This is a genomic window from Xanthomonas sp. CFBP 8151 (assembly GCF_011761885.1).
Lineage (GTDB): Bacteria > Pseudomonadota > Gammaproteobacteria > Xanthomonadales > Xanthomonadaceae > Xanthomonas > Xanthomonas arboricola_B.
The window spans coordinates 404,120-422,173 of the sequence record NZ_JAASQZ010000001.1; the positions used below are offsets into that span (position 1 = coordinate 404,120).

An 18,054-nucleotide genomic window follows, 5' to 3' on the forward strand; every position below is an offset into this window, starting at 1 on the left:
CGGCGGCGGCGGGCTCATCACATGGGCCGGTGCATGCTGTGCCGCATTCGTCAGGGGACACGTCGATGATCGTCAAATCAGAACGCAACAAACAGGCCGATGTGGTGCTGGCTTTCTGGGAACTGGCCGGCTCGGCACGCTGGTTCACGCACAACGATGCCTTCGATGCCAACTTCCGCCAGCATTTCAGCGAGCAGCACTTCGCAGCGGCGCGTGGCGAATATGCGCACTGGATGGAACGTGCCGAAGATGCGCTGGCCTTGCTGATCTTGCTCGACCAGTTCCCGCGCAACGCGTTCCGCGGCAGCGCGCATGCCTACGCCACCGATGGCCTGGCGCTGGCCTACGCCAAGCAGGCGCTTGCCAGCGGTTTCGACCAAGAGGTCTCCGCGCAGTTGCGGCTGTTTTTCTATCTGCCGTTGGAGCATGCCGAAGATCTGCAGGAGCAGGGACGTTCGGTGCAGCTGATCACCGCGTTGGACGATGCAGAAACCACGCGCTGGGCAGTGGAGCATCAGCAGATCATCCAGCGCTTCGGTCGCTTCCCGCATCGCAATGCGGTACTGGGGCGCGAGACCACCGTGGAAGAACGGCAGTTTCTCGATGACGGTGGATTTACCGGCTGAGGGATGGCAGCGGTTGTGGCCTGCCGCGGTTGCGCGCCGCGACGGCTTTCCCGCACCGCCTACTTGCGTTGGGCATGCGCATTGCGTGGGACGATCGATGCGATCGGTAGATGATGCACATGCGCGTGATGTCGAGCGTTGATCGACATCATGCAGGTGCGCAACTGCATCAATGGCCTCGCACCGGCGATGTGTGGATCGCTTGCGCGGCGACGAGCCGCGCTGTTCTGGATCCCGCCCGTGGTGCAACGCAACGCCGATACCGATGCGCGCATCGGCCATCGCGCTGCGACCGATCAACAGCCGCCCATCAAGCCTTCCGAGCGCCAGTTCGCGCCCTCGCCGAGCAGCAGATAGAAGCCGTAGCTCTCGTAGCCGCTTTCCGACAGCACGAAGTCGAGTGTGCCGTTGCCGTCGATATCGCCGAACTGCAGCAGATGCGTGCGCAAAGGCAGGTCTTCGCAATCGTCACAGCCGCTGGCCGCGCTGCCCTTGCGGAACTGCCAGCGGCTGCCGTCGTGTTCGAGGATGGCAAGCACGACGAGGACGCCGGTCGGGTTGTCCGGGTTGCCGGTGCTGGTCGGGTGATTGGAGGTCAGCACGGCCACGCGGCGCTGCGGCTGCCGGGTATCGGTAAAGATCTGCAGCGCCGCCAGATCCCGCGCACGATCGGCCGTGAATGCCGTCAATGCCTGGGCCAGCGCCGCAGGCTTGACGCGCTTGCGCAGCTGCGCGGTTTCGCCGACCTGTCGCAACAGCTCGGCCTGTTCGGCAGCTGTGGCGTCACGGCTTGCAAAGCGCTTGCCGGGATTGAGATCCACCGTCGATAGCAGCGGCGAACTGGACAGCGTGCTCGTGCCCTTCAAGCGCAGTTTTGCCGTGCCGCCGCACATGCTGTTGTCGTCGACGCTCAGCGACGCAAGCCGCACGGTGCCGGTGGGCACGCCCGCATTGAAGACCTGCAGCGGTTGGCTCAGCAGCGACCTGGGCATGGTGGAATCCTTCGCTACGCCGCTGCCCAGCCACACCGGAATGTATTCCAGCGGGTCTTCGGTCGGCTGGCTGTCGTAGGTCTGTACCAGCATGACCGCACGTGCAGGTTCGGCAGCCTGTGCGGCCAGCGGCAACAGCGCGGCCAGTGCAAGACAGAGCAGGTGAGTGTGCATTGCAGCGAAGTCCTTGTGCGTGTCGATCCATGACGAAACGGACGCTCCGTGGAGCGCCCGTTTCGGGTGTGCAATGTAGCAAACGCGGCTTGAAACCTGGCGGGTGGTTCCAGCGGACCGTTATCCGTGCCGATGGCGCGCAGGAACCGCAGTGCCTGCGCGCCGGAGATAGATTCCGATACCGGCCGCGCCGCCTGTCTTGCTCAGTACTTGGCTACGCCGTTGTCCACCTCGTCCGACCATGCATCGATGCCGCCGGTGACGTTGTGGACGTTGCTGAAACCCAGGCTGCGGAAGTGCTCGGCCGCCTGCAGGCTGCGCCCGCCACGGTGGCACAGGAACGCCAGCAGGGTGTCCTTGGGCAACTGCTCGATGGCGGCGCGCTCATGCGCATCCAGCGTACGGAACGGCGCGGCAACGCTGGCCAGGGCACGTTCGTCGGCCGGGCGCACGTCCACCAGGGTCAGCGTACCGGCCTTGAGGCGGTCGTCGGCATCGCGCACCGACAACTCCTGTACCGGCTTGGGCGCGTTGGGGTTGTCGATGGCCAGGCCCCGGCCGCGGATGTCGTCCACCCAGTCGATGGTGATGCCGTCGGCGCGGCGGGCGCTGGCCAGATCGAACTGCACGCGCAGGCCGTTGGACTCGGCCGCGATGGCGTTCGGGTTGGTCGGTGCCAGCTGGAAGTTCGGCTGGAAGTCGGCATCGATGGCCAGCGTCAGCGAGGCATCCGGCGCATCGGCCAGCGCGCCCTTGAGCATCTCGACCGCGGCCGGGGTGATGGTGATCCTGGGCGGTGTCCTGTCTGGCGCCTGCAGGCCGAGCATGCTGCTCAACTCGCCGCTGTCTGCCATCTGCACGATGATGTCGCTGCCGCCGATCAACTCGCCGTCCACATACAGCTGGGGAATGGTCGGCCAGTCGCCGTAGGCCTTGATGCCCTCGCGGATCTCCTGGTCGGCGAGCACGTTGACGTGGGCATAGTCGATGCCCAGGCCGTCCAGCACGCCGACCGCCTTGGCCGAAAAGCCGCACTGCGGCATGCCGGGCTGGCCTTTCATGAAGAGCACCACGCGGCTGGATTGCAGCAGCGTATCGATGCGGGAACGCAGGGCGGGATCGAGGGACATGGCAGCGCTTCGGTCAGATCGTGGAGTCCGGGCATTCTACGCTGCATGGCATCATGCGGCATGACCACGCTTCAAACGCTGTATCGCATCCCCTCGCACCCGTACCGCTGGATAGGCCTGCTGGCCCTGTCGCAGGCAGCGGTGGCGCTGCTGTGGTGGCATCTGGGCTGGGTATGGGGTGTGCCTGCGTTGCTGATGTCGCATGCCTTGTTCGTGGTGCCGGTGTTCCTGCCGCGCGCGCGCCTGTATGGCCCGGTGCTGGCGCGTCTGCCGGGCCGCGCCCCGCAGGTGTGGCTGACCATCGACGATGGCCCCTCCGACGACACCCCGGCGATGCTGGATCTGCTGGACGCCTTCGATGCCAAGGCCACCTTCTTCGTGGTCGGCGCACGCGCCGAGCAGCGGCCTGAACTGGTGCGCGAGATGGTGCGGCGCGGGCATGGCATCGGCAATCACAGCCATACCCATCCGCAGGCCTGGTTCTGGGCGCTGGGACCGCATCGCATGGCGCAGGAAATCGGCCAGGCACAGCGCGTGCTGGCCACCATCACCGGGCAAGCGCCGCGGCTGTACCGCTCGGTGGTGGGCATGACCAACCCCTTCGTCGCTTCGCCGCTGCGTGCGCACGGGCTGACCCGCGTGGCCTGGAGCGCGCGCGGTTTCGACGGGGTGCGTTGCGAGCCGGAGGCCACCGTGGCCCGCATCGTGCGCGACCTGAATCCCGGCGCCATTGTGCTGCTGCACGAAGGCGCCGCGCACGGCCACAACCTCACCATCCTGCGTGGCGTGCTGGAGGCAATGCATGCGCGCGGCCTGGCGGGGCGGCGTCCGCTCTGAGGTCCTGCGCACAGCGCGGCCGACGGCGAACCAGGTCGTACGTTGCCGGATCCATCGTCCCTGTCGGTGGGAATGCTTCGCTGCGACGCGTCGTTTTCCGTTGATCGGACTTAACGCAGCGATCAGCGCTTGGCGCAACGTCGATCCGCGCATGTATTGACAGCGATTTAACGCGGATCGAACATGCGCCCCCAGCCAGCAAACGGTGCGCGCCTTCCGACGGCGCTGCCGGCGCCAGCCTCAATCGCCGTCATCGACGGCCATACTCGCTCTTGAGGCTGACCCCATGTCCCATCGCACCGTCCCTGCGCGCGCGCTCACGCGTGCGGATCTCCGTTCGCCGCAGCGGCCGCTGGCGTACTCCCTGCTGGCGCTGGCCTGCGCGTGGCCGTTGGCGGCTGCGGCGCAATCGAACACACGCGATCCGGTCGATCTGGACCGCCTGCAGATCGAGGCGCACCGCGGCGCCGCAACCGAAGGCAGCGACTCCTACACCGCCGATGTCGCGCGCAGTTCGACCAAGCTGGAGCTGTCGCTGCGCGAGACGCCGCAGTCGGTGGTGGTGGTGACCCGACAGCAGATCGTCGACCGCAACCTGCAATCGCTGCAGGACGTCACCGACACCGTGGCCGGCTTCAACTCGCCCACCTGGGACACCGAGCGCACTTACATCAACGCGCGCGGCTTCGAAGTGGACTACTACCGCATCGACGGCATTCCCACCGACTACACCGGCGATGTGCAGCAGAACATGGCGATCTACGACCGGGTGGAAATCATCCGCGGCGCCAACGGCCTGACCACCGGGGCGGGCAGCCCGGCCGCGTCGATCGACCTGGTGCGCAAACATGCCGACAGCGATGTGTTCACCGGTCGGGTCGATCTGTCGGCAGGGCGTTGGGATCGCTACCGCGGCACCGTCGACCTGCAATCGCCCTTGAACGCGGCCGGCAACGTGCGTGGACGGGTGGTTGCCAGTTACGAGGACAAGCAGTCGTTCCGCGATTACTACAGCAAGCAATCGTCGCTGTTCTACGGCATCGTCGATGCGGATTTCAGCGATGCCACGCGCGGCTACATCGGCGTCAACAAGCAGCGCAACGACGGCCGCGGCACTACCTGGGGCGGGGTGCCGGCGTACTTCAGCGACGGCAGCCGCACCGATTTTGCACGCTCGGATTCGTTCACGCCGCGCTGGGCGCGCGGTGTGGCAGACACCACCAATGCGTTCGCCGGCCTGACCCATCGCTTCGACAACGGTGCGCAGCTGCACGTGGAGTACTCGCATCAGCGGTTCGAAGCCGATTGGAAGTCGGTGCTGTTCGGCTATCTCGATTACCCGGACCGCGAGACCGGCCTGGGCCTTGCCAGCAATTTTGGCGGGCGCTATCCCGCACTCACTGCGCAAAACAGCCTGGATGCCTACCTCAGCGTGCCGCTGACCTGGTGGGGCCGCAACCACGAACTGGTTGCCGGGGCCACCTGGATGAACCGCAACGTGCGCAGTTGGTCCAACGGGCCGCAGCCGCCGCAGATACTGGCGGCCGAAAGCGTCTACGCCTGGACCGGCAGCATGGCGCAGCCGCAATGGACGCCGCTGGTAAAGGGCGAAGAACGCGACGTGCGCCAGGTGGCCGCCTACGCTGCCGGTCGTTTCAGCCTGACCGACGCGCTCACGGCCATCGTCGGCGCACGCGTCACCGACTGGAAAAACACCGATCAGCTGGTGCCGGCCAACACCTACGAGCGCCGTGGCCGCACCACGCCGTACGCCGGCCTGATCCTGGACGTGGACGACCACCATTCGCTCTACGCCAGCTACACCGGCATCTTCAAGCCGCAAAACAATCGCGACCGCAGCGGGCGCTATCTCGCCCCGCTGGAGGGCAACAGCTACGAGGTCGGCGCCAAGGGCGAATACCTCGGTGGCCAGCTCAACGCGGCGCTGGCGTTGTTCCGTATCGAGCAGGACAACCTGGCGGTCAACGACCCCGGACAATTGGTGCCCGGCACCACCAATCAGGCCTTCCTGGCGGCGAAGGGCACGGTCAGCCAGGGCGTGGAGTTCCAGCTCGATGGGCAGCTGTCCGGGCAGTGGCGGATCGCATTCGGCTTCGCCCAATTCGATGCCAACGATGCCAGCGGCGTCGACGTCAATCCGACCAGCCCGCGTCGCGAGGCCACCCTGTTCACCAGTTGGCAGACCGGCCCATGGCGCGTGGGCGGTGGCCTGAGCTGGCAGTCGGCCATCCACGAATTGATGTCCGGGCCACAGGGCAGCACGCAGCGGCTGACCCAGGGCAGCGTTGTGCTGGCCAACGCGATGGCGCGCTACGACATCAACCAGGCATGGTCGGCACAGCTCAACGTGCGCAATCTGTTCGACCGCAAGTACTACGCCAACATCGTCTATCAAAGCCAGTTGATCTACGGCGATCCGCGCGATGTGGAGCTGACGCTGTCCTGGAAGTTCTGACCTTGCTCAAGACGACAGGCTTTGGCGGTATCGATGCCGCCAAAGGTCATGCGACGGTGGGCTAACCAAGCCTTTGCCTGCATCCAAACGGCGCGGCGGCTCGATGACTTGGTTGTCCCGAAGTGATTGGTAAGCGCGGATAGATCGGTTGTAGAGCGGCTACTCTGCGGCTTGGCTGCAGGGCCCTTGCCCGCCCATCCTCGCAGGACACGCCGCAAGTACGTCCGTGTAGGCGCTTACGCGGCATCCATGCCGCGTAAGGTCCCGCGACGGTGGGCGGGCAAGGACCCGTCGAGATGGTCGGTGTGCATGGCTTTCAACAAAGCAACCTACAAACTCTCTGGCGCGGTGCCCTTACCGATTGCGGGACCGTGTGGCGGCAAGGATGCCGCCACCGAGCCTCCACGGACGGATTCACGGCGTGTCCCGCGAGCGGTAAGGGCACCGCGCACTCGGCGAACCAGGCCTTTGCCTGCATCTAGACAAAGCGGCGGCTCGATGAGTTGGTTGTCCCGAAGTGATTGGTCAGCGCGGATGGATCAGTTGTAGAGCGGCTGCTCTGCGACTTCGCTGCAGGGCCCTTGCCCGCCCACCCTTGCGGGACACGCCGCAAGTACGTCCGCGAGCCAGGCACGTTGTGCACGGCCTCAGCGCGGCTCGGCTACGATCAACCAGTTGTTGAATGGCGTGTTGCCATACAACGGCGCAAATGTCGCACGCAGGCCGGCGGCATCCAGCTGCGCCTGCAGGCTGTCGCGGGTGGGATAGCTGCGCGGCATGCGCTGCATCCAGCCGCTCAGATGCGCCAGCACGTCGGTCACGCGGCTGGTGCGGCCACGGCTGCTGGCATCGCCCAATGCGCTGCGGATCACCAGCTTCGCGCCCGGCGTCAGCATCTGCGCCACGCTGCGCAGCAGGCTGGCCTGCATGTCGGCCTGCAGATACTGCAGCACGTCCAGAATGGTCACGCTGCCGCGGTGTTGCGGCCAGGCCACGCTCAGATCGACCACGGCAAACTGCGTATTGCCCAACGCAGAGCGCTGCGCGATGTGTTGCGCGCGGCGGATCTTGGACGCGTCCACATCCACCCCGTGATACACCAATGCCTGGCCATCGGCACGCAATGCATGCGCGAGCAGGCCCAGCCCGCAGCCCAGATCCAGCACGGGCGCGGTGGTGCTGCGCAACTCGGCCAGCACGCCCGGATACAGCGGGTCGGTACGCAGCTTGGCCTGGGTGTAGTAATAGTCGTAGCGATTACCCAGCGGATGCGGCGGCAAAAACGCGCGCGCGATCGCCAGCGCCTGCGCGCGGCTCATGGGTTGGGTGGCGGTGCTGTGCAATGTCGTTCCTTGGCAATGAGGCTTGGTGCGCGGCGAGCTTGGGGCCTGCTAACGCGATTGGGGCTGCCCGCGCGTGGCGTGGTCCATCCCGATCGCGTTGGCAGCCGCTATCGCATCGCGCGCCGCAGGCAGTGCCAATGCGGTCCAGCGCGCATACATGGCGCCGGAGGGATGCAGGCCATCGTCGACCAGCATGTCGGCAGCGTCGCCGCCATCGCGGCTGGTGGCGGTGATGTCGACAAAGCGCACCGAGCGTGCGGCGCAGCGTTCGGCGGCTACGCTGTTGAAGGCATCGATCTGTGCGCCGATCAGCGCCGCATCGCCGCCCTGCGCATGCGCAAACGGGGTCAGCCCCCAATCGGGAATCGACAGCACGAACACGCGTGCCGCAAGCCCGCCGGCGAACCCGATCGCACGCTGCAGCAACGCATCGAACTGGCTGCGGTACGCGTCCAGCGAACGCCCGCGGTATTGGTTGTTGACACCGATCAGCAGGCTCACCAGCTCGAACGGCCCCTGCGGCGCAGCGGCATCGAGACCGGCCTGCAGCTCGTCGGTGGTCCAGCCGGTGGTGGCGATGATCTGCGGCGGCGCCACGTTCCAGCCGTAGGCACGCAAACCGTCGACCAGTTGCACCGGCCAGCGCTGCTCGGGGGCAACGCCTTCGCCGATGGTGTAGGAATCGCCGAGCGCTAGATAGCGCAGCGGCGTGCCGGCCGCCGCCATCAGGCCACGCTGCGCGACTTGAGCGGCACGACCTTGGTGACCGCCTCGGCGCGGCGCGCCAGGGCACGGTCGATGCGTGCGAACACATCGCGCATCACCGGCGCTTCCGGCATCAGGGTCACGCGGAAGTGGTGGCGGTAGGGCACGTTGAAGCTGGAACCCGGCACCACCAGCACGCCTTCGGTGTTCATCAGGTCGAGCGCGAATTCGTGGTCGTCGAAGTTGCGCGCGGCCGGGCCGACCACTGCAGGGAACGCATACAGCGCGCCGGCCGGCGCCACCAGCGACAGGTGCTCGCTGGCCGCGCAGGCCTCGATCACCGCACGGCGGGTTTCGTACAGACGGCCGCCCGGCGCGCACAGCGCCGAGATGGTGTCCGGCCCGTTGACTGCCGCATCGATGGCGTACTGGCCCGGCACGTTGGCGCACAGGCGCAAGGCGCCGAGCAGGTCCATCGCGTTGCGCAGGTCGTTGATGCGCGACTGCTCGCCCGACAGCAGCGCCCAGCCGACGCGCCAGCCGCAGGCGCGGTGCACCTTGCTCAGGCCGCCGAAGGTGATGCACGGATGCGCACCGGCTAGCGGCGCCACCGGCACGAAGGCGGCGTCGTCGTAGAGCACCTGGTCGTAGATCTCATCGACCATCAGCAGCAGGTTGTGCTTGCTGGCGATGGCCACGATGCGCTCCAGCAGTTCGCGCGAATAACTGGCGCCGCTGGGATTGTTCGGATTGATCAGCACGATGGCGCGGGTGCGCGAGGACACCAGCGTCTCGATTTCCACCGGGTCCGGCTGGAAGCCGTTTTCCGGTGCGCAGCGGTAATACACCGGCCGGCCATCGTTGAGGATGGTGGCGGCCGACCACAGCGGATAGTCGGGCGAGGGCACCAGCACTTCGTCACCGGGATTGAGCAGCGCACGCAGCGACAGGTCGATCAGCTCGCTGACGCCGTTGCCGACGAAGATGCGGTCCGGATGCGCATCCGGGTGTTGGCGCCGCGCATACGCGGTGGCGATCGCCTCGCGCGCTTCCGGCAGGCCTTGCTGATGGGTGTAGGGATCGGTGCGGCCCATGTCGTCGGCGATCGCGCGCTGCAGATGCTCCGGCGCACGGAACCCGAACGCGCCCGGATTGCCGATATTGAGCTTGATCAGCTTGCGGCCCTGCGCCTCCAGTTCCCGCGCTCGTCGCGCCAGCTCGCCCCGGATTTCGTAGCGGACTTCGGACAGACGCTCGCGGATGGCGAGCGGCTTTTGCGGGGCAGTGGACATGCGACGGGCCGGTTGTAGGCGTGAGGCTTGGCATGGTAGCGGAAATATGACAGGCGGACATGCTTGCATCGGCAACGATGTCAAGGGGCGCTTCAGCCCGGGCGCAAGGCCCGATTGCACAAGCCGCTGCGGCCAGCCGGCTAGAATCGCCCCATGAGCATTGTGTCCCCCGATTACCCCACCCTCCAGTCCATTGGCTGGCCCTGGCCTGGCCCTGCCGAGGATCCGGCCTGGCAGGCGCTCTTTGCCGCGCATCCGCAGGCGTTGCCGGCGCGGGTGGTGGAGCAGCACCGCACCGGCTATGTGGTTGCAGATACGCCGGAGGCCGGTCTCAAGGCCGAATCGTTGCCGGAGTGGCAGCGGCCGCGGTTTCCCAGCCATGAGCGGGCGTCGGTGGGCGATTGGGTGCTGATGGAGGGCAAGCGCATCGTGGCCTTGCTGCCGCGGCGCACCTCGATCAAGCGCGGAGCGGCCGGCGAGCATTACCACCAGCAGGTGATCGCGGCCAACATCGATACGGTGTTCATCGTGTGCGGGCTGGATGCGGACTTCAATCCGCGCCGCATCGAACGCTATCTGCTGCTGGTCGGCGGCGGCGGTGCCGAGCCGGTAGTGGTGCTGACCAAGGCCGACCAGACCGAATACGCCGAGGATGCATTGGCGGTGCTGGAGGAACTGGAGGCGCAGAACATCCCGTTGCGCGCGGTCAACGCCAAGGATCCGGACAGCGTGGCGGCGCTGCGGCCGTGGCTGGGCGATGGCCGTACCGCGGTGCTGGTGGGCTCGTCCGGTGCCGGCAAGTCGACGCTGACCAATACCTTGCTCGGGTCGCAGAAGATGAAGACCAATGCGGTGCGCGAGAACGATTCGCGCGGCCGGCATACCACCACCCATCGCGCCTTGATTCCGTTGCCGTCCGGTGCCTGCCTGATCGATACGCCCGGCATGCGCGAGCTCAAGCCCACCGGCGAAGAGGATCTGGCCGAGGGCGGCTTCTCCGATGTGGAAGCGTTGGCGGCGCAGTGCCGCTTCAACGATTGCGCGCATATCGCCGAGCCCGGCTGTGCGGTGCGTGCGGCGATCGAGGCCGATACGCTGGATCCGGAGCGGGTGGCCAATTACATGAAGCTGCGCGTGGAAGTGGCCGCTGCGGCCGAAAAGCTCGCCACACGCCTTGCGCAGAACAACCGGGGCAAGGGATCGGGCCGGCGGCCTGCCAGCGTCGACCGCAACGGACGCCGCTGATGCCGTTGCGCAAGGGGCCGCCGGACATCGTCCACCATGCGGCGCTGGATGCGCGCCTGGTCAAGGCCGTGCGCGGCGTGCGCCTGCTCGCGCTGGCCAGCTGGCCGCGCTCGCTGCAGGAGCCGTTCCTGCAGAGCGTGGCACGTGGGCAGCCGGAGCTGCCGCAGGTGGAGTATCCGCGACTGGATTTCGGCGATACCCGGCGCGAGCTGGCGGCCATTGCCAAGCAGGCCGATCCGCATCACCCGCTGGGCGCCTACCTGATCGACTCGACACATAGCTGGGGCCTGGCCGCCGGCCTGCTGGAATCGCTGGGTACTCCCGCAGTCAGCGATTACTCGGCGCAGCTGTTCGGCGTGCCCGACGACCCGATGCCGGGCAACGGCCCGAGCACGCGCGAGGCGGCGCGGCACTTCATCCAGATCGCGCAGGAGCTGGACCGCGAACTGCTGGCGCCGGAAGAACAGGTGCCGGTGTCGGCGACCGCCCTGCGCATGCAGCTGCAGAACGATCTGGACGCCTTCTTCGAAGGGCGCGTCATCACCGTCACGCTGGATCCGGATCTGCTGGCCAAGGCGGCGGCCGGCGCGCATCGCATCCGCCTGCGCAGCGGCGCCACCTTCAGCGATTACGACCGCGCGCAGCTGTTCCATCACGAGGCGCTGGTGCATTCGCTGACCGCGCTCAACGGGCGCGCGCAGGTGCACCTGCCCAGCCTGGGCATTTCCTCGCCACGCACCACCGCGACGCAGGAAGGCCTGGCGACGTTTGCCGAGCAGATCACCGGCAGCATCGATATCGAACGCATGAAGCGCATCAGCCTGCGTATCGAGGCGATCGCGATGGCGCGCTCGGGTGCGGACTTCATCGAGGTGTTCCGCTATTTCACCGCAGGCGGGCAGAGCGCGGCGGAAAGCTTTTCCTCTGCGCAGCGCGTATTCCGCGGCGTGCCGACCTCCGGCGGCGGTGCCTTCACCAAGGACACGGTGTATCTGCGCGGGCTGGTGGCGGTGCACACCTTCTTCCGGCATGCGCTGCAACGCGATCAGCTGCAGCTATGCCGTTACCTGTTCGCTGGCAAGATGGCCCTGGGCGATGTGGCGCGCTTTGCGCCCTTGTTTGACAGCGGCGTGCTAGTCGCCCCGCGCTGGTTGCCGCCGTGGGTGAGCCGGGTCAGCGGCCTGGCCGGCATGCTGGCGTTTTCGTTGTTCGCCAATCGCATCCGCATGGATCAGCTGCAGCCACCGGCGATGAACGTCTGAAGCCTGCCGAGCAATTTGCGCGAGGTTGCCGCGCCAGCGCGGTGGCGCGGCGAAGCAGTCGCAGGCGGGTCGGGTGACAAGGCGCAGTACGTGACGCATGCCTGGCATTGCATTGCTACCAGTGCAAGGCGCTGAACGGTAAGCATCGTGCCGACGCGTTCTACACGATGCTGCAACGGGCTGCACCGGACACTGTTCGCCTTGCCCGAGATGGGCCATGACACGAGGCGATACGATGAAAATCCTGATGGTGCTCACTTCCCACGACCAACTCGGCGATACCGGCAAGAAGACCGGCTTCTGGCTGGAGGAATTTGCCGCGCCGTACTACGTGTTCAAGGACGCCGGCGCAGACATCACCCTGGTCTCGCCCAAGGGTGGCCAGCCGCCGCTGGACCCCAAGAGCGACGAGCCCGATGCACAGACCGAGGCCACCAAGCGCTTCAAGCAGGACACCGACGCACAGCAGGCATTGGCCAGCACGCAGCGCCTGGCGGACGTCAAGGCCGATGACTTCGATGCGGTGTTCTACCCGGGTGGACACGGTCCGTTGTGGGACCTGGCCGAAGACGCGGATTCGATCGCGCTGATCGAAGCATTCGCCGCGGCCAACAAGCCGCACGGCCTGGTGTGCCACGCACCGGGCGCGCTGCGCCGGGTCAAGGGCAGCGATGGCAAGCCGTTGGTCAACGGCCGCCGCGTCACCGGCTTCACCAATAGCGAAGAAGAGGGCGTGGGTCTGACCAAGATCGTGCCGTTCCTGGTCGAAGACGTGTTGACCGAACTTGGCGGCCGCTACGAGAAGGGCGCCGACTGGGGCGTGCATGTGGTCACCGATGGCTTGCTGGTCACCGGCCAAAACCCGGCTTCGTCGGAGAGGGCTGCCGAGGCGCTGCTTGAGTTGTCGAAGCGCTGATTCTGCAGTTGTCGTCTGGTGATGCCTGGACGGCCACCGGAAGACATCGCGACGTTTGATTTGGAGCGGCCAACAAAAACGGAGCAACTAGTCGTCAGCTAAGGTGCGGACGTCGCGGAGGGACCGGAGTGTACGCGTGGTACATACCTGTGCCGAGCGGTTGCCGCACCTGTCTGACGGTGAGCGCAGTAGTTTCTAGCGTTATTCGTCGTGTTCTTTCAGAGCGCGGCAGCGTCCGACAACCGGACGCAAGCCGGTGCTCGTAACCAAACGAGCCGGCCATGGTGACTGGCCCTTGTCCGCCCACCGTCGCGGGACCTTACGCGGCATGGAGGCCGCGTAAGAGCCTACACGGACGTACTTGCGGCGTGTCCCGCGATGGTGGGCGGGCAAGGGCGCTGCTGCCAGGCCACAGATCGTCCGCCCTGCAAGCGCGCGACAGACCTGCACCATCGCGTTCAAGCAATACGCTCCAGCCAGCGCACTGCATACGCCGGCAGCACCAGCCGCATGTCATCGCCCAGCGATTCGACAGCCGCCTCGCCGCCATCTGCCACCACCTTCCATCGGCCGTCTCCGAGCGCGGCAAGCTCCACCGTCAGCGGTTGGTCGCCAAAGTTGTGCACGGCCAAGAAGCGATCGCCACGCGTCAATGCAAACAGGCGTGCATCGCCCAGCGCAAGGCTGCCCAGCGCCTGATCGGCTGCCAGTGCGGGCAGCGCGGCACGTTGCCGGATCAATCCACGTAGCCGACGATACACCGTGCCGCTCAGGCTGGCTGCATCTTCGCGCTGTGCTGCAAGCTGCCAATCCATCGCCGGGCGATGCAACCAGCGACCTTCGTGCCGACGCTGCGGATCGTCGCGGTAGCTGCCGTCGTTGGGAAGGGCGAGTTCGTCGCCCATGTAGATCAACGGCACGCCCGGCATCGCCAGCGCGATGGCATAGAGCAACACCAGCCGATCCACCGCCATGCGCAACGCCGCCGTATCGCCCGATGCCTGTGCGGCCTGGATCCCGGCCAGCGCCGCGGCCATGCCGTTGGTGCCGTGCACGCCGTCGCCATTGCTCTGGAAGCTCTCGCCGCGCGCGTAACTGCCCGGCACCTCGTTGGCATAGAAGCGCGCGACATCGCGCAGTGCGAATGGCGGCTGCGCGGCGTTGCCGGCGGCTTCGTGTTGCAGCACGTTCCAGCCGATGTCGTCGTGGCAGCGCACATAGCTCAGCCATGCGCAGTTGGCCGGCAAGGGGGGGCTATGCGCGATGACGTTGTGCAGGATGTCGCCGCGTTGCAGCGCCAGCGCCGACCAGCCGGCCGCCATCAGCGTGCTGTGATAGGCCAGGTGGCATTCGTGGCCCTGGTCTGCACCGCTGCCGAAGTAGGGCGGCAATTGCGTCATCGGCACGATGGCTTCGGCCTTCATCACCACCGACGGCGCAACGATGTCGGTGACCGCGCGCAGCGCCACCAGCAGGGTATGCGCCTCGGGTTGATTCATGCAGTCGGTGCCGGTGCGCTTCCACAGATACGCGGTGGAATCCAGGCGGAAGGCTTCCACACCCAGGTTGGCCAGCTGCAGCATCGCCAGCGCCATCTCGCCGAACACCGCCGGGTTGCTCCAGTTCAGATCCCACTGATAGGGATAGAACGTGGTCCACATCCACTGGCCGGTGGCGTCCACCCAGGTGAAGTTGCCGGGTGCGGTATGCGGGAAGACCTGCCCCAGCGTGGCTTCGTACTGGTCGGGCTGCGTGCGATCGGCGAAGTGATGGTAGTAGTCGAGATAGCGCGCATCGCCTGCCCGTGCCGCCTGCGCCCAGGCGTGATCGTCGGCGGTATGGTTGAGCACGAAATCCGCGCACAGGCTGATGCCTGCCTCGCGCAGGCGTGTGGTCAGTGCGACGAGATCGTCGTTGCTGCCCAGGCTCGGCTCCACCTGGCCATAATCGCTGACCGCAAAGCCACCATCGTTATCGCCGGCGCGTGCGCGCAGGAACGGCAGCAGGTGCAGATAGCGCACACCTAGTTCCTGCAGATACGGCACGCGTTCGGCCACGCCCTGCAGCGTGCCGGCGAAGCGGTCCACGTAGGCGCTGTAGCCCAGCATGTGCTGCTCGCCGAACCAGCCGGGCTGACGCGTTGTGTCGAGCTGTTGCAGTGGCTGTGGCCGCTGTTGCGCGCTGCTGCCAAGCGCGCTCAACCACTGCGTCAGCCACGACGCATAGTCCGGGCGTTGCCCATACAGCGCTTGTAGCGCGTCGAGCAGGCGCGACGCATGCCGGTCGAAGCGCGACATCAGCACGCTGGCACGCTGCGCATCCAGGGGCGCGGCAAACGCCGCGCGCAATGCAGTGAAATCGGTGGGGGAGGTGCTCATTGGCAAGCGCCGGGACGAACCCGGCGAGGGGTCCTTAGAAGTCGTAACGCAGGCTGATGCTGGTGGTGCGGCCGGCGATCGAGCGTGCGCGGATGATGCCGTTGGCCGGGATGCTGGCTTCTTCGGCCTCGGTCAGGCCGAAGGTGTTGAACAGGTTGTTGACGTTGAGCGCGACAGTGAGTGCGTCGGTCACGCGGTAGTCGCCGAACAGGTTCACCTGCGTATAGCCCGGCATCTTCAACTGGTTGGAGTCCTGGGTGTAGGCATCGGTGGTGCCGATCAGGTTGACGCCGAACTGGTAGCCGTCGCCGCGATAGCTGGGTGTCAACTGCCACACCACATCGGCCTGGCGACGCGGCACGTTGCCGGTGTTTTCCGGAGTGATCTGGTCCTTGGAAATCTCCGCATCGGTCCAGGTCAGGCCGCCGTTGACGGTGAAGCCCTCGTAGCGGTAGCTGGCTTCCAGCTCCACGCCGTGCGCCTCGTAGCTGCGGTTGAAGAAACGCTGGCTGGTGACTTCGAAGTTCTGTTCCTCGGTGCGCGCCGAGAACGCGGTGGCGAACAGGCTCAGGCCGTCGCGGCGCCACTTCAGGCCGGCTTCGGCCTGGCGGACCACGTTGACGCCTTCATCGGAGGAGACCGAGCCGTCGTCGCGGACCACGCCGAACAGCAGGCGGTCGGCATTGGCGCGTGCGCCGCGGCTGATGCGCGCGAACGCGCCCAGGTCGTCGTTGATCAGGTAGTTGCTGCCCAGCGAATACGACAGGTAGTTCCAGTCGTAATCCACCGGCCGTGCGTTGGCGGTATCGACCGTGGCCACGCGTTGTTCCACCGGCTGGATCACGCCATCGCCGTTGACGTCCAGGTTCTGCGCGATCGCGGTGCCGGCATAGCTGCCGCGTGCATCGCCCATGTCGTAACGCAGGCTGCCGTCGATGCTGAACTTGCCGCTGTCGAAGGTCAGTGCGACGTACGGCGCGTTGACGTCGTAGCGCACGTCGTAGCTGCGGGTGATGCAGCAATCGCCCCAGAACGGGGTGCCGTACGCATACAAGCCATTTTGCGAGCGCGACACGCCGCCAGCATCGACCACGTTGAGCAGGCGCGAATCGCGGCCCAGGCTCTGCACGTAGGAGTTCCAGGTCCAGTCCATGTCGATGGTCTGGCGCGAGCTGTAATAGCCCATGCGCAGGTTGAGCGTGCGGCCGTCGCCGCCGAACTCGCGCGAGACGCTGAGATCGTTAGTGACGTTGCCCAGGTCGTTGATCGCCACGTTGAACAGATGCGTGCGGATCGCGTTGCCGGTGTAGGCCTGTCCGGCGTCCGGGCCGCTGGCCTGCACCAGTTGCGCGCCGGCGCCGCCGATGGACGCGGCCAGCGTGGCGGCATCGGTGACCTCGGCCGGGAACGGGCTGACGAAGCGGCCGCTGTTGTCGGCGATGCGGAACTTTTCGCTCAGGTTCCAGCCGCTGCCCAGGTCGAACCAGGCCTCGGCGCCGATGGTGCGCGAGATCGGGTGCATGCCGTCGCCCAGGTCGGTGCGGCGCGGCTGGTTGTTGCCGTCCAGGCCGACATCGCTGCGGAAATTGCGGCTGTACAAGGTGTCGTTGCCCGGATCGAAGCCGGCAAAGCCGCCCAGGTCCGGCGAGCCGTCGCGGCCACGCACGGAGGTCGGCACCGGCAGATAACCGGCGGCGCGATCGTTGAGGTATTTGCCGTAGACGCGCACGTAGCCGTTCTCGAACAGCCGGGTCAGGTTGGCCTTGAGCTGGCCGCCCTTGTCGGTGGTGTAACCGGCATCGCGCACGCCATCGCCCTGGCGGAAGAAGCCGCCGATGTTGAATTGCCAGTTTTCCGCGAACGGCGCACCGTAGTCGAAGTCCACGCGGGTGTTGTCGTAATCCAGGCCGCGGCTCACGCCGACGCTGCCGCCTGCGGTGTCGCCGGTCTTGCTGATGAAGTTGATGATGCCGCCGGGCGCGTTGCTGGTGAACGTCGATGCCGAGCCGCCGCGGATGGCTTCGATGCGGTCCAGGGTGAAATCCGAGCGCAGGAAGATGTCCGAGTTGCCGAAAGCGATATCGCCGAATTCCATCACCGGCAGGCCGTCCTCCTGCAGCTGCAGGAACTTGGCGCCGCCGGAGGCGACCGGCAGGCCGCGCACGGCGATGTTGGCATTGCCTTCGCCACCGCTGGATTCGGAGCGGATGCCGGGGATGTTGCGGAAGATCTCGGCGGTGCTGCGCGGCGCCGATTGTTCGATCGCCTCGGCACCCACGGTGCTGACCGACACGCTGGACTTCAACTTGGTGGTGGCAGTGGAAGTACCGGTGACGAACACCGAATCCAGATTGACTGCGGCGCTGTCGGCGGCCGGCGGGGTGACGGGTGCGGCCGTGGTCGCGTCCTGCGCCAGCGCGGCAGGCGCGCACAGGCAGGAAGCGACCGCGCAGGCCAGGGCATGCAGGCGCAGGGTGTGCAAGGTGGACATTGCGGTTCTCTCTCTCACGGATGGTGGTGTGCCGACGCCTGCATCGTCCCCTCCCAGGGAGTGGCCGTGTGGCCTGCAGTGCGAGCGCAGTAATACGCCCCAATACAATCGATTGCAATCTTGCGCTGCAGCATCATTCCTAGGCTTGCGAGCCTTTGTTTCGGTAAGCGAAAACGTGTTGCGGCGC

General features: G+C 66.5%; 13 protein-coding genes and 1 other RNA gene. 6 read left to right on the top strand and 8 right to left on the bottom strand.

The genetic code is table 11. The annotated features are described in order from the left end of the window. Nucleotides 1–65: 65 nt before the first annotated feature. Nucleotides 66–626, top strand: coding sequence for a DUF924 family protein (locus FHT08_RS01835; RefSeq protein WP_166774124.1), 561 nt, complete (start codon nt 66–68; stop codon nt 624–626). A 296-nt stretch (nt 627–922) separates the two neighbouring features. Here the strand turns inward: FHT08_RS01835 and FHT08_RS01840 are convergent, their stop codons facing one another. Both FHT08_RS01840 and grxD read right to left on the bottom strand, forming a co-directional pair. Beyond that, the gene (locus FHT08_RS01840) at nt 923–1,792 is read right to left on the bottom strand and encodes a hypothetical protein (RefSeq protein ID WP_166774127.1); all 870 of its coding nucleotides are present in this window, start codon (nt 1,790–1,792) and stop codon (nt 923–925) included. A 203-nt stretch (nt 1,793–1,995) separates the two neighbouring features. Next, nucleotides 1,996–2,922 carry a Grx4 family monothiol glutaredoxin gene (gene grxD, locus FHT08_RS01845; RefSeq protein ID WP_166774129.1) on the bottom strand — a complete coding sequence of 309 codons (927 nt, stop codon included), beginning with the start codon at nt 2,920–2,922 and terminating at the stop codon, nt 1,996–1,998. A gap of 45 nt (nt 2,923–2,967) precedes the next feature. Between grxD and FHT08_RS01850 the strand changes: the two genes are divergently transcribed. Then, a complete protein-coding gene (locus FHT08_RS01850; RefSeq protein WP_208408805.1) occupies nt 2,968–3,759 on the top strand; it encodes a polysaccharide deacetylase family protein in 792 nt (263 codons plus the stop codon). A gap of 286 nt (nt 3,760–4,045) precedes the next feature. Further along, nucleotides 4,046–6,235: a TonB-dependent siderophore receptor gene (locus FHT08_RS01855; protein WP_166774132.1), complete on the top strand. Its 2,190-nt coding sequence runs from the start codon at nt 4,046–4,048 to the stop codon at nt 6,233–6,235. A 647-nt stretch (nt 6,236–6,882) separates the two neighbouring features. Here the strand turns inward: FHT08_RS01855 and FHT08_RS01860 are convergent. From FHT08_RS01860 to FHT08_RS01870, 3 genes are all read right to left on the bottom strand, one after another. Next, nucleotides 6,883–7,554: a methyltransferase gene (locus tag FHT08_RS01860; RefSeq protein ID WP_104536270.1), complete on the bottom strand. Its 672-nt coding sequence runs from the start codon at nt 7,552–7,554 to the stop codon at nt 6,883–6,885. 72 nt (nt 7,555–7,626) lie between these two features. Beyond that, nucleotides 7,627–8,304, bottom strand: coding sequence for an SGNH/GDSL hydrolase family protein (locus FHT08_RS01865; RefSeq protein WP_104536269.1), 678 nt, complete (start codon nt 8,302–8,304; stop codon nt 7,627–7,629). Then, nucleotides 8,304–9,575 (bottom strand): pyridoxal phosphate-dependent aminotransferase, encoded by a 1,272-nt coding sequence (locus tag FHT08_RS01870; RefSeq protein WP_166774134.1) that lies wholly within the window; start codon nt 9,573–9,575, stop codon nt 8,304–8,306. Before FHT08_RS01870 ends, FHT08_RS01865 begins: the two co-directional genes overlap by 1 nt. 153 nt (nt 9,576–9,728) lie before the next feature. Between FHT08_RS01870 and rsgA the strand changes: the two genes are divergently transcribed. The 3 genes from rsgA (at nt 9,729) to FHT08_RS01885 (ending at nt 12,998) form a co-directional block, all read left to right on the top strand. Further along, nucleotides 9,729–10,820 carry a ribosome small subunit-dependent GTPase A gene (rsgA, locus tag FHT08_RS01875; protein WP_024938955.1) on the top strand — a complete coding sequence of 364 codons (1,092 nt, stop codon included), beginning with the start codon at nt 9,729–9,731 and terminating at the stop codon, nt 10,818–10,820. After that, the gene (locus tag FHT08_RS01880) at nt 10,820–12,082 is read left to right on the top strand and encodes a flavohemoglobin expression-modulating QEGLA motif protein (protein ID WP_102251298.1); all 1,263 of its coding nucleotides are present in this window, start codon (nt 10,820–10,822) and stop codon (nt 12,080–12,082) included. The genes rsgA and FHT08_RS01880 overlap by 1 nt, the downstream gene beginning before the upstream one ends. 235 nt (nt 12,083–12,317) lie before the next feature. Then, nucleotides 12,318–12,998 carry a type 1 glutamine amidotransferase domain-containing protein gene (locus FHT08_RS01885; RefSeq protein ID WP_166774136.1) on the top strand — a complete coding sequence of 227 codons (681 nt, stop codon included), beginning with the start codon at nt 12,318–12,320 and terminating at the stop codon, nt 12,996–12,998. A 67-nt stretch (nt 12,999–13,065) separates the two neighbouring features. On the opposite strand, the gene FHT08_RS01890 is transcribed toward FHT08_RS01885, so the two are convergent. The 3 genes from FHT08_RS01890 to FHT08_RS01900 all read right to left on the bottom strand — a co-directional run bounded on the left by FHT08_RS01890 (nt 13,066) and on the right by FHT08_RS01900 (nt 17,867). After that, nucleotides 13,066–13,143: non-coding RNA, sX9 sRNA (locus tag FHT08_RS01890), on the bottom strand. A 313-nt stretch (nt 13,144–13,456) separates the two neighbouring features. Further along, nucleotides 13,457–15,376: an amylosucrase gene (locus FHT08_RS01895; RefSeq protein WP_166774137.1), complete on the bottom strand. Its 1,920-nt coding sequence runs from the start codon at nt 15,374–15,376 to the stop codon at nt 13,457–13,459. A 34-nt stretch (nt 15,377–15,410) separates the two neighbouring features. Further along, nucleotides 15,411–17,867 (bottom strand): TonB-dependent receptor, encoded by a 2,457-nt coding sequence (locus tag FHT08_RS01900; protein ID WP_166774138.1) that lies wholly within the window; start codon nt 17,865–17,867, stop codon nt 15,411–15,413. Nucleotides 17,868–18,054: the final 187 nt, after the last annotated feature.

Coding starts and splice junctions, on each gene's coding strand:
- FHT08_RS01835 (WP_166774124.1), top strand. CDS start 66: ATGATCGTCAAATCAGAACGCAACAAACAGGCCGATGTGGTGCTGGCT.
- FHT08_RS01840 (WP_166774127.1), bottom strand. CDS start 1,792: ATGCACACTCACCTGCTCTGTCTTGCACTGGCCGCGCTGTTGCCGCTG.
- grxD (WP_166774129.1), bottom strand. CDS start 2,922: ATGTCCCTCGATCCCGCCCTGCGTTCCCGCATCGATACGCTGCTGCAA.
- FHT08_RS01850 (WP_208408805.1), top strand. CDS start 2,968: ATGGCATCATGCGGCATGACCACGCTTCAAACGCTGTATCGCATCCCC.
- FHT08_RS01855 (WP_166774132.1), top strand. CDS start 4,046: ATGTCCCATCGCACCGTCCCTGCGCGCGCGCTCACGCGTGCGGATCTC.
- FHT08_RS01860 (WP_104536270.1), bottom strand. CDS start 7,554: ATGAGCCGCGCGCAGGCGCTGGCGATCGCGCGCGCGTTTTTGCCGCCG.
- FHT08_RS01865 (WP_104536269.1), bottom strand. CDS start 8,304: ATGGCGGCGGCCGGCACGCCGCTGCGCTATCTAGCGCTCGGCGATTCC.
- FHT08_RS01870 (WP_166774134.1), bottom strand. CDS start 9,575: ATGTCCACTGCCCCGCAAAAGCCGCTCGCCATCCGCGAGCGTCTGTCC.
- rsgA (WP_024938955.1), top strand. CDS start 9,729: ATGAGCATTGTGTCCCCCGATTACCCCACCCTCCAGTCCATTGGCTGG.
- FHT08_RS01880 (WP_102251298.1), top strand. CDS start 10,820: ATGCCGTTGCGCAAGGGGCCGCCGGACATCGTCCACCATGCGGCGCTG.
- FHT08_RS01885 (WP_166774136.1), top strand. CDS start 12,318: ATGAAAATCCTGATGGTGCTCACTTCCCACGACCAACTCGGCGATACC.
- FHT08_RS01895 (WP_166774137.1), bottom strand. CDS start 15,376: ATGAGCACCTCCCCCACCGATTTCACTGCATTGCGCGCGGCGTTTGCC.
- FHT08_RS01900 (WP_166774138.1), bottom strand. CDS start 17,867: ATGTCCACCTTGCACACCCTGCGCCTGCATGCCCTGGCCTGCGCGGTC.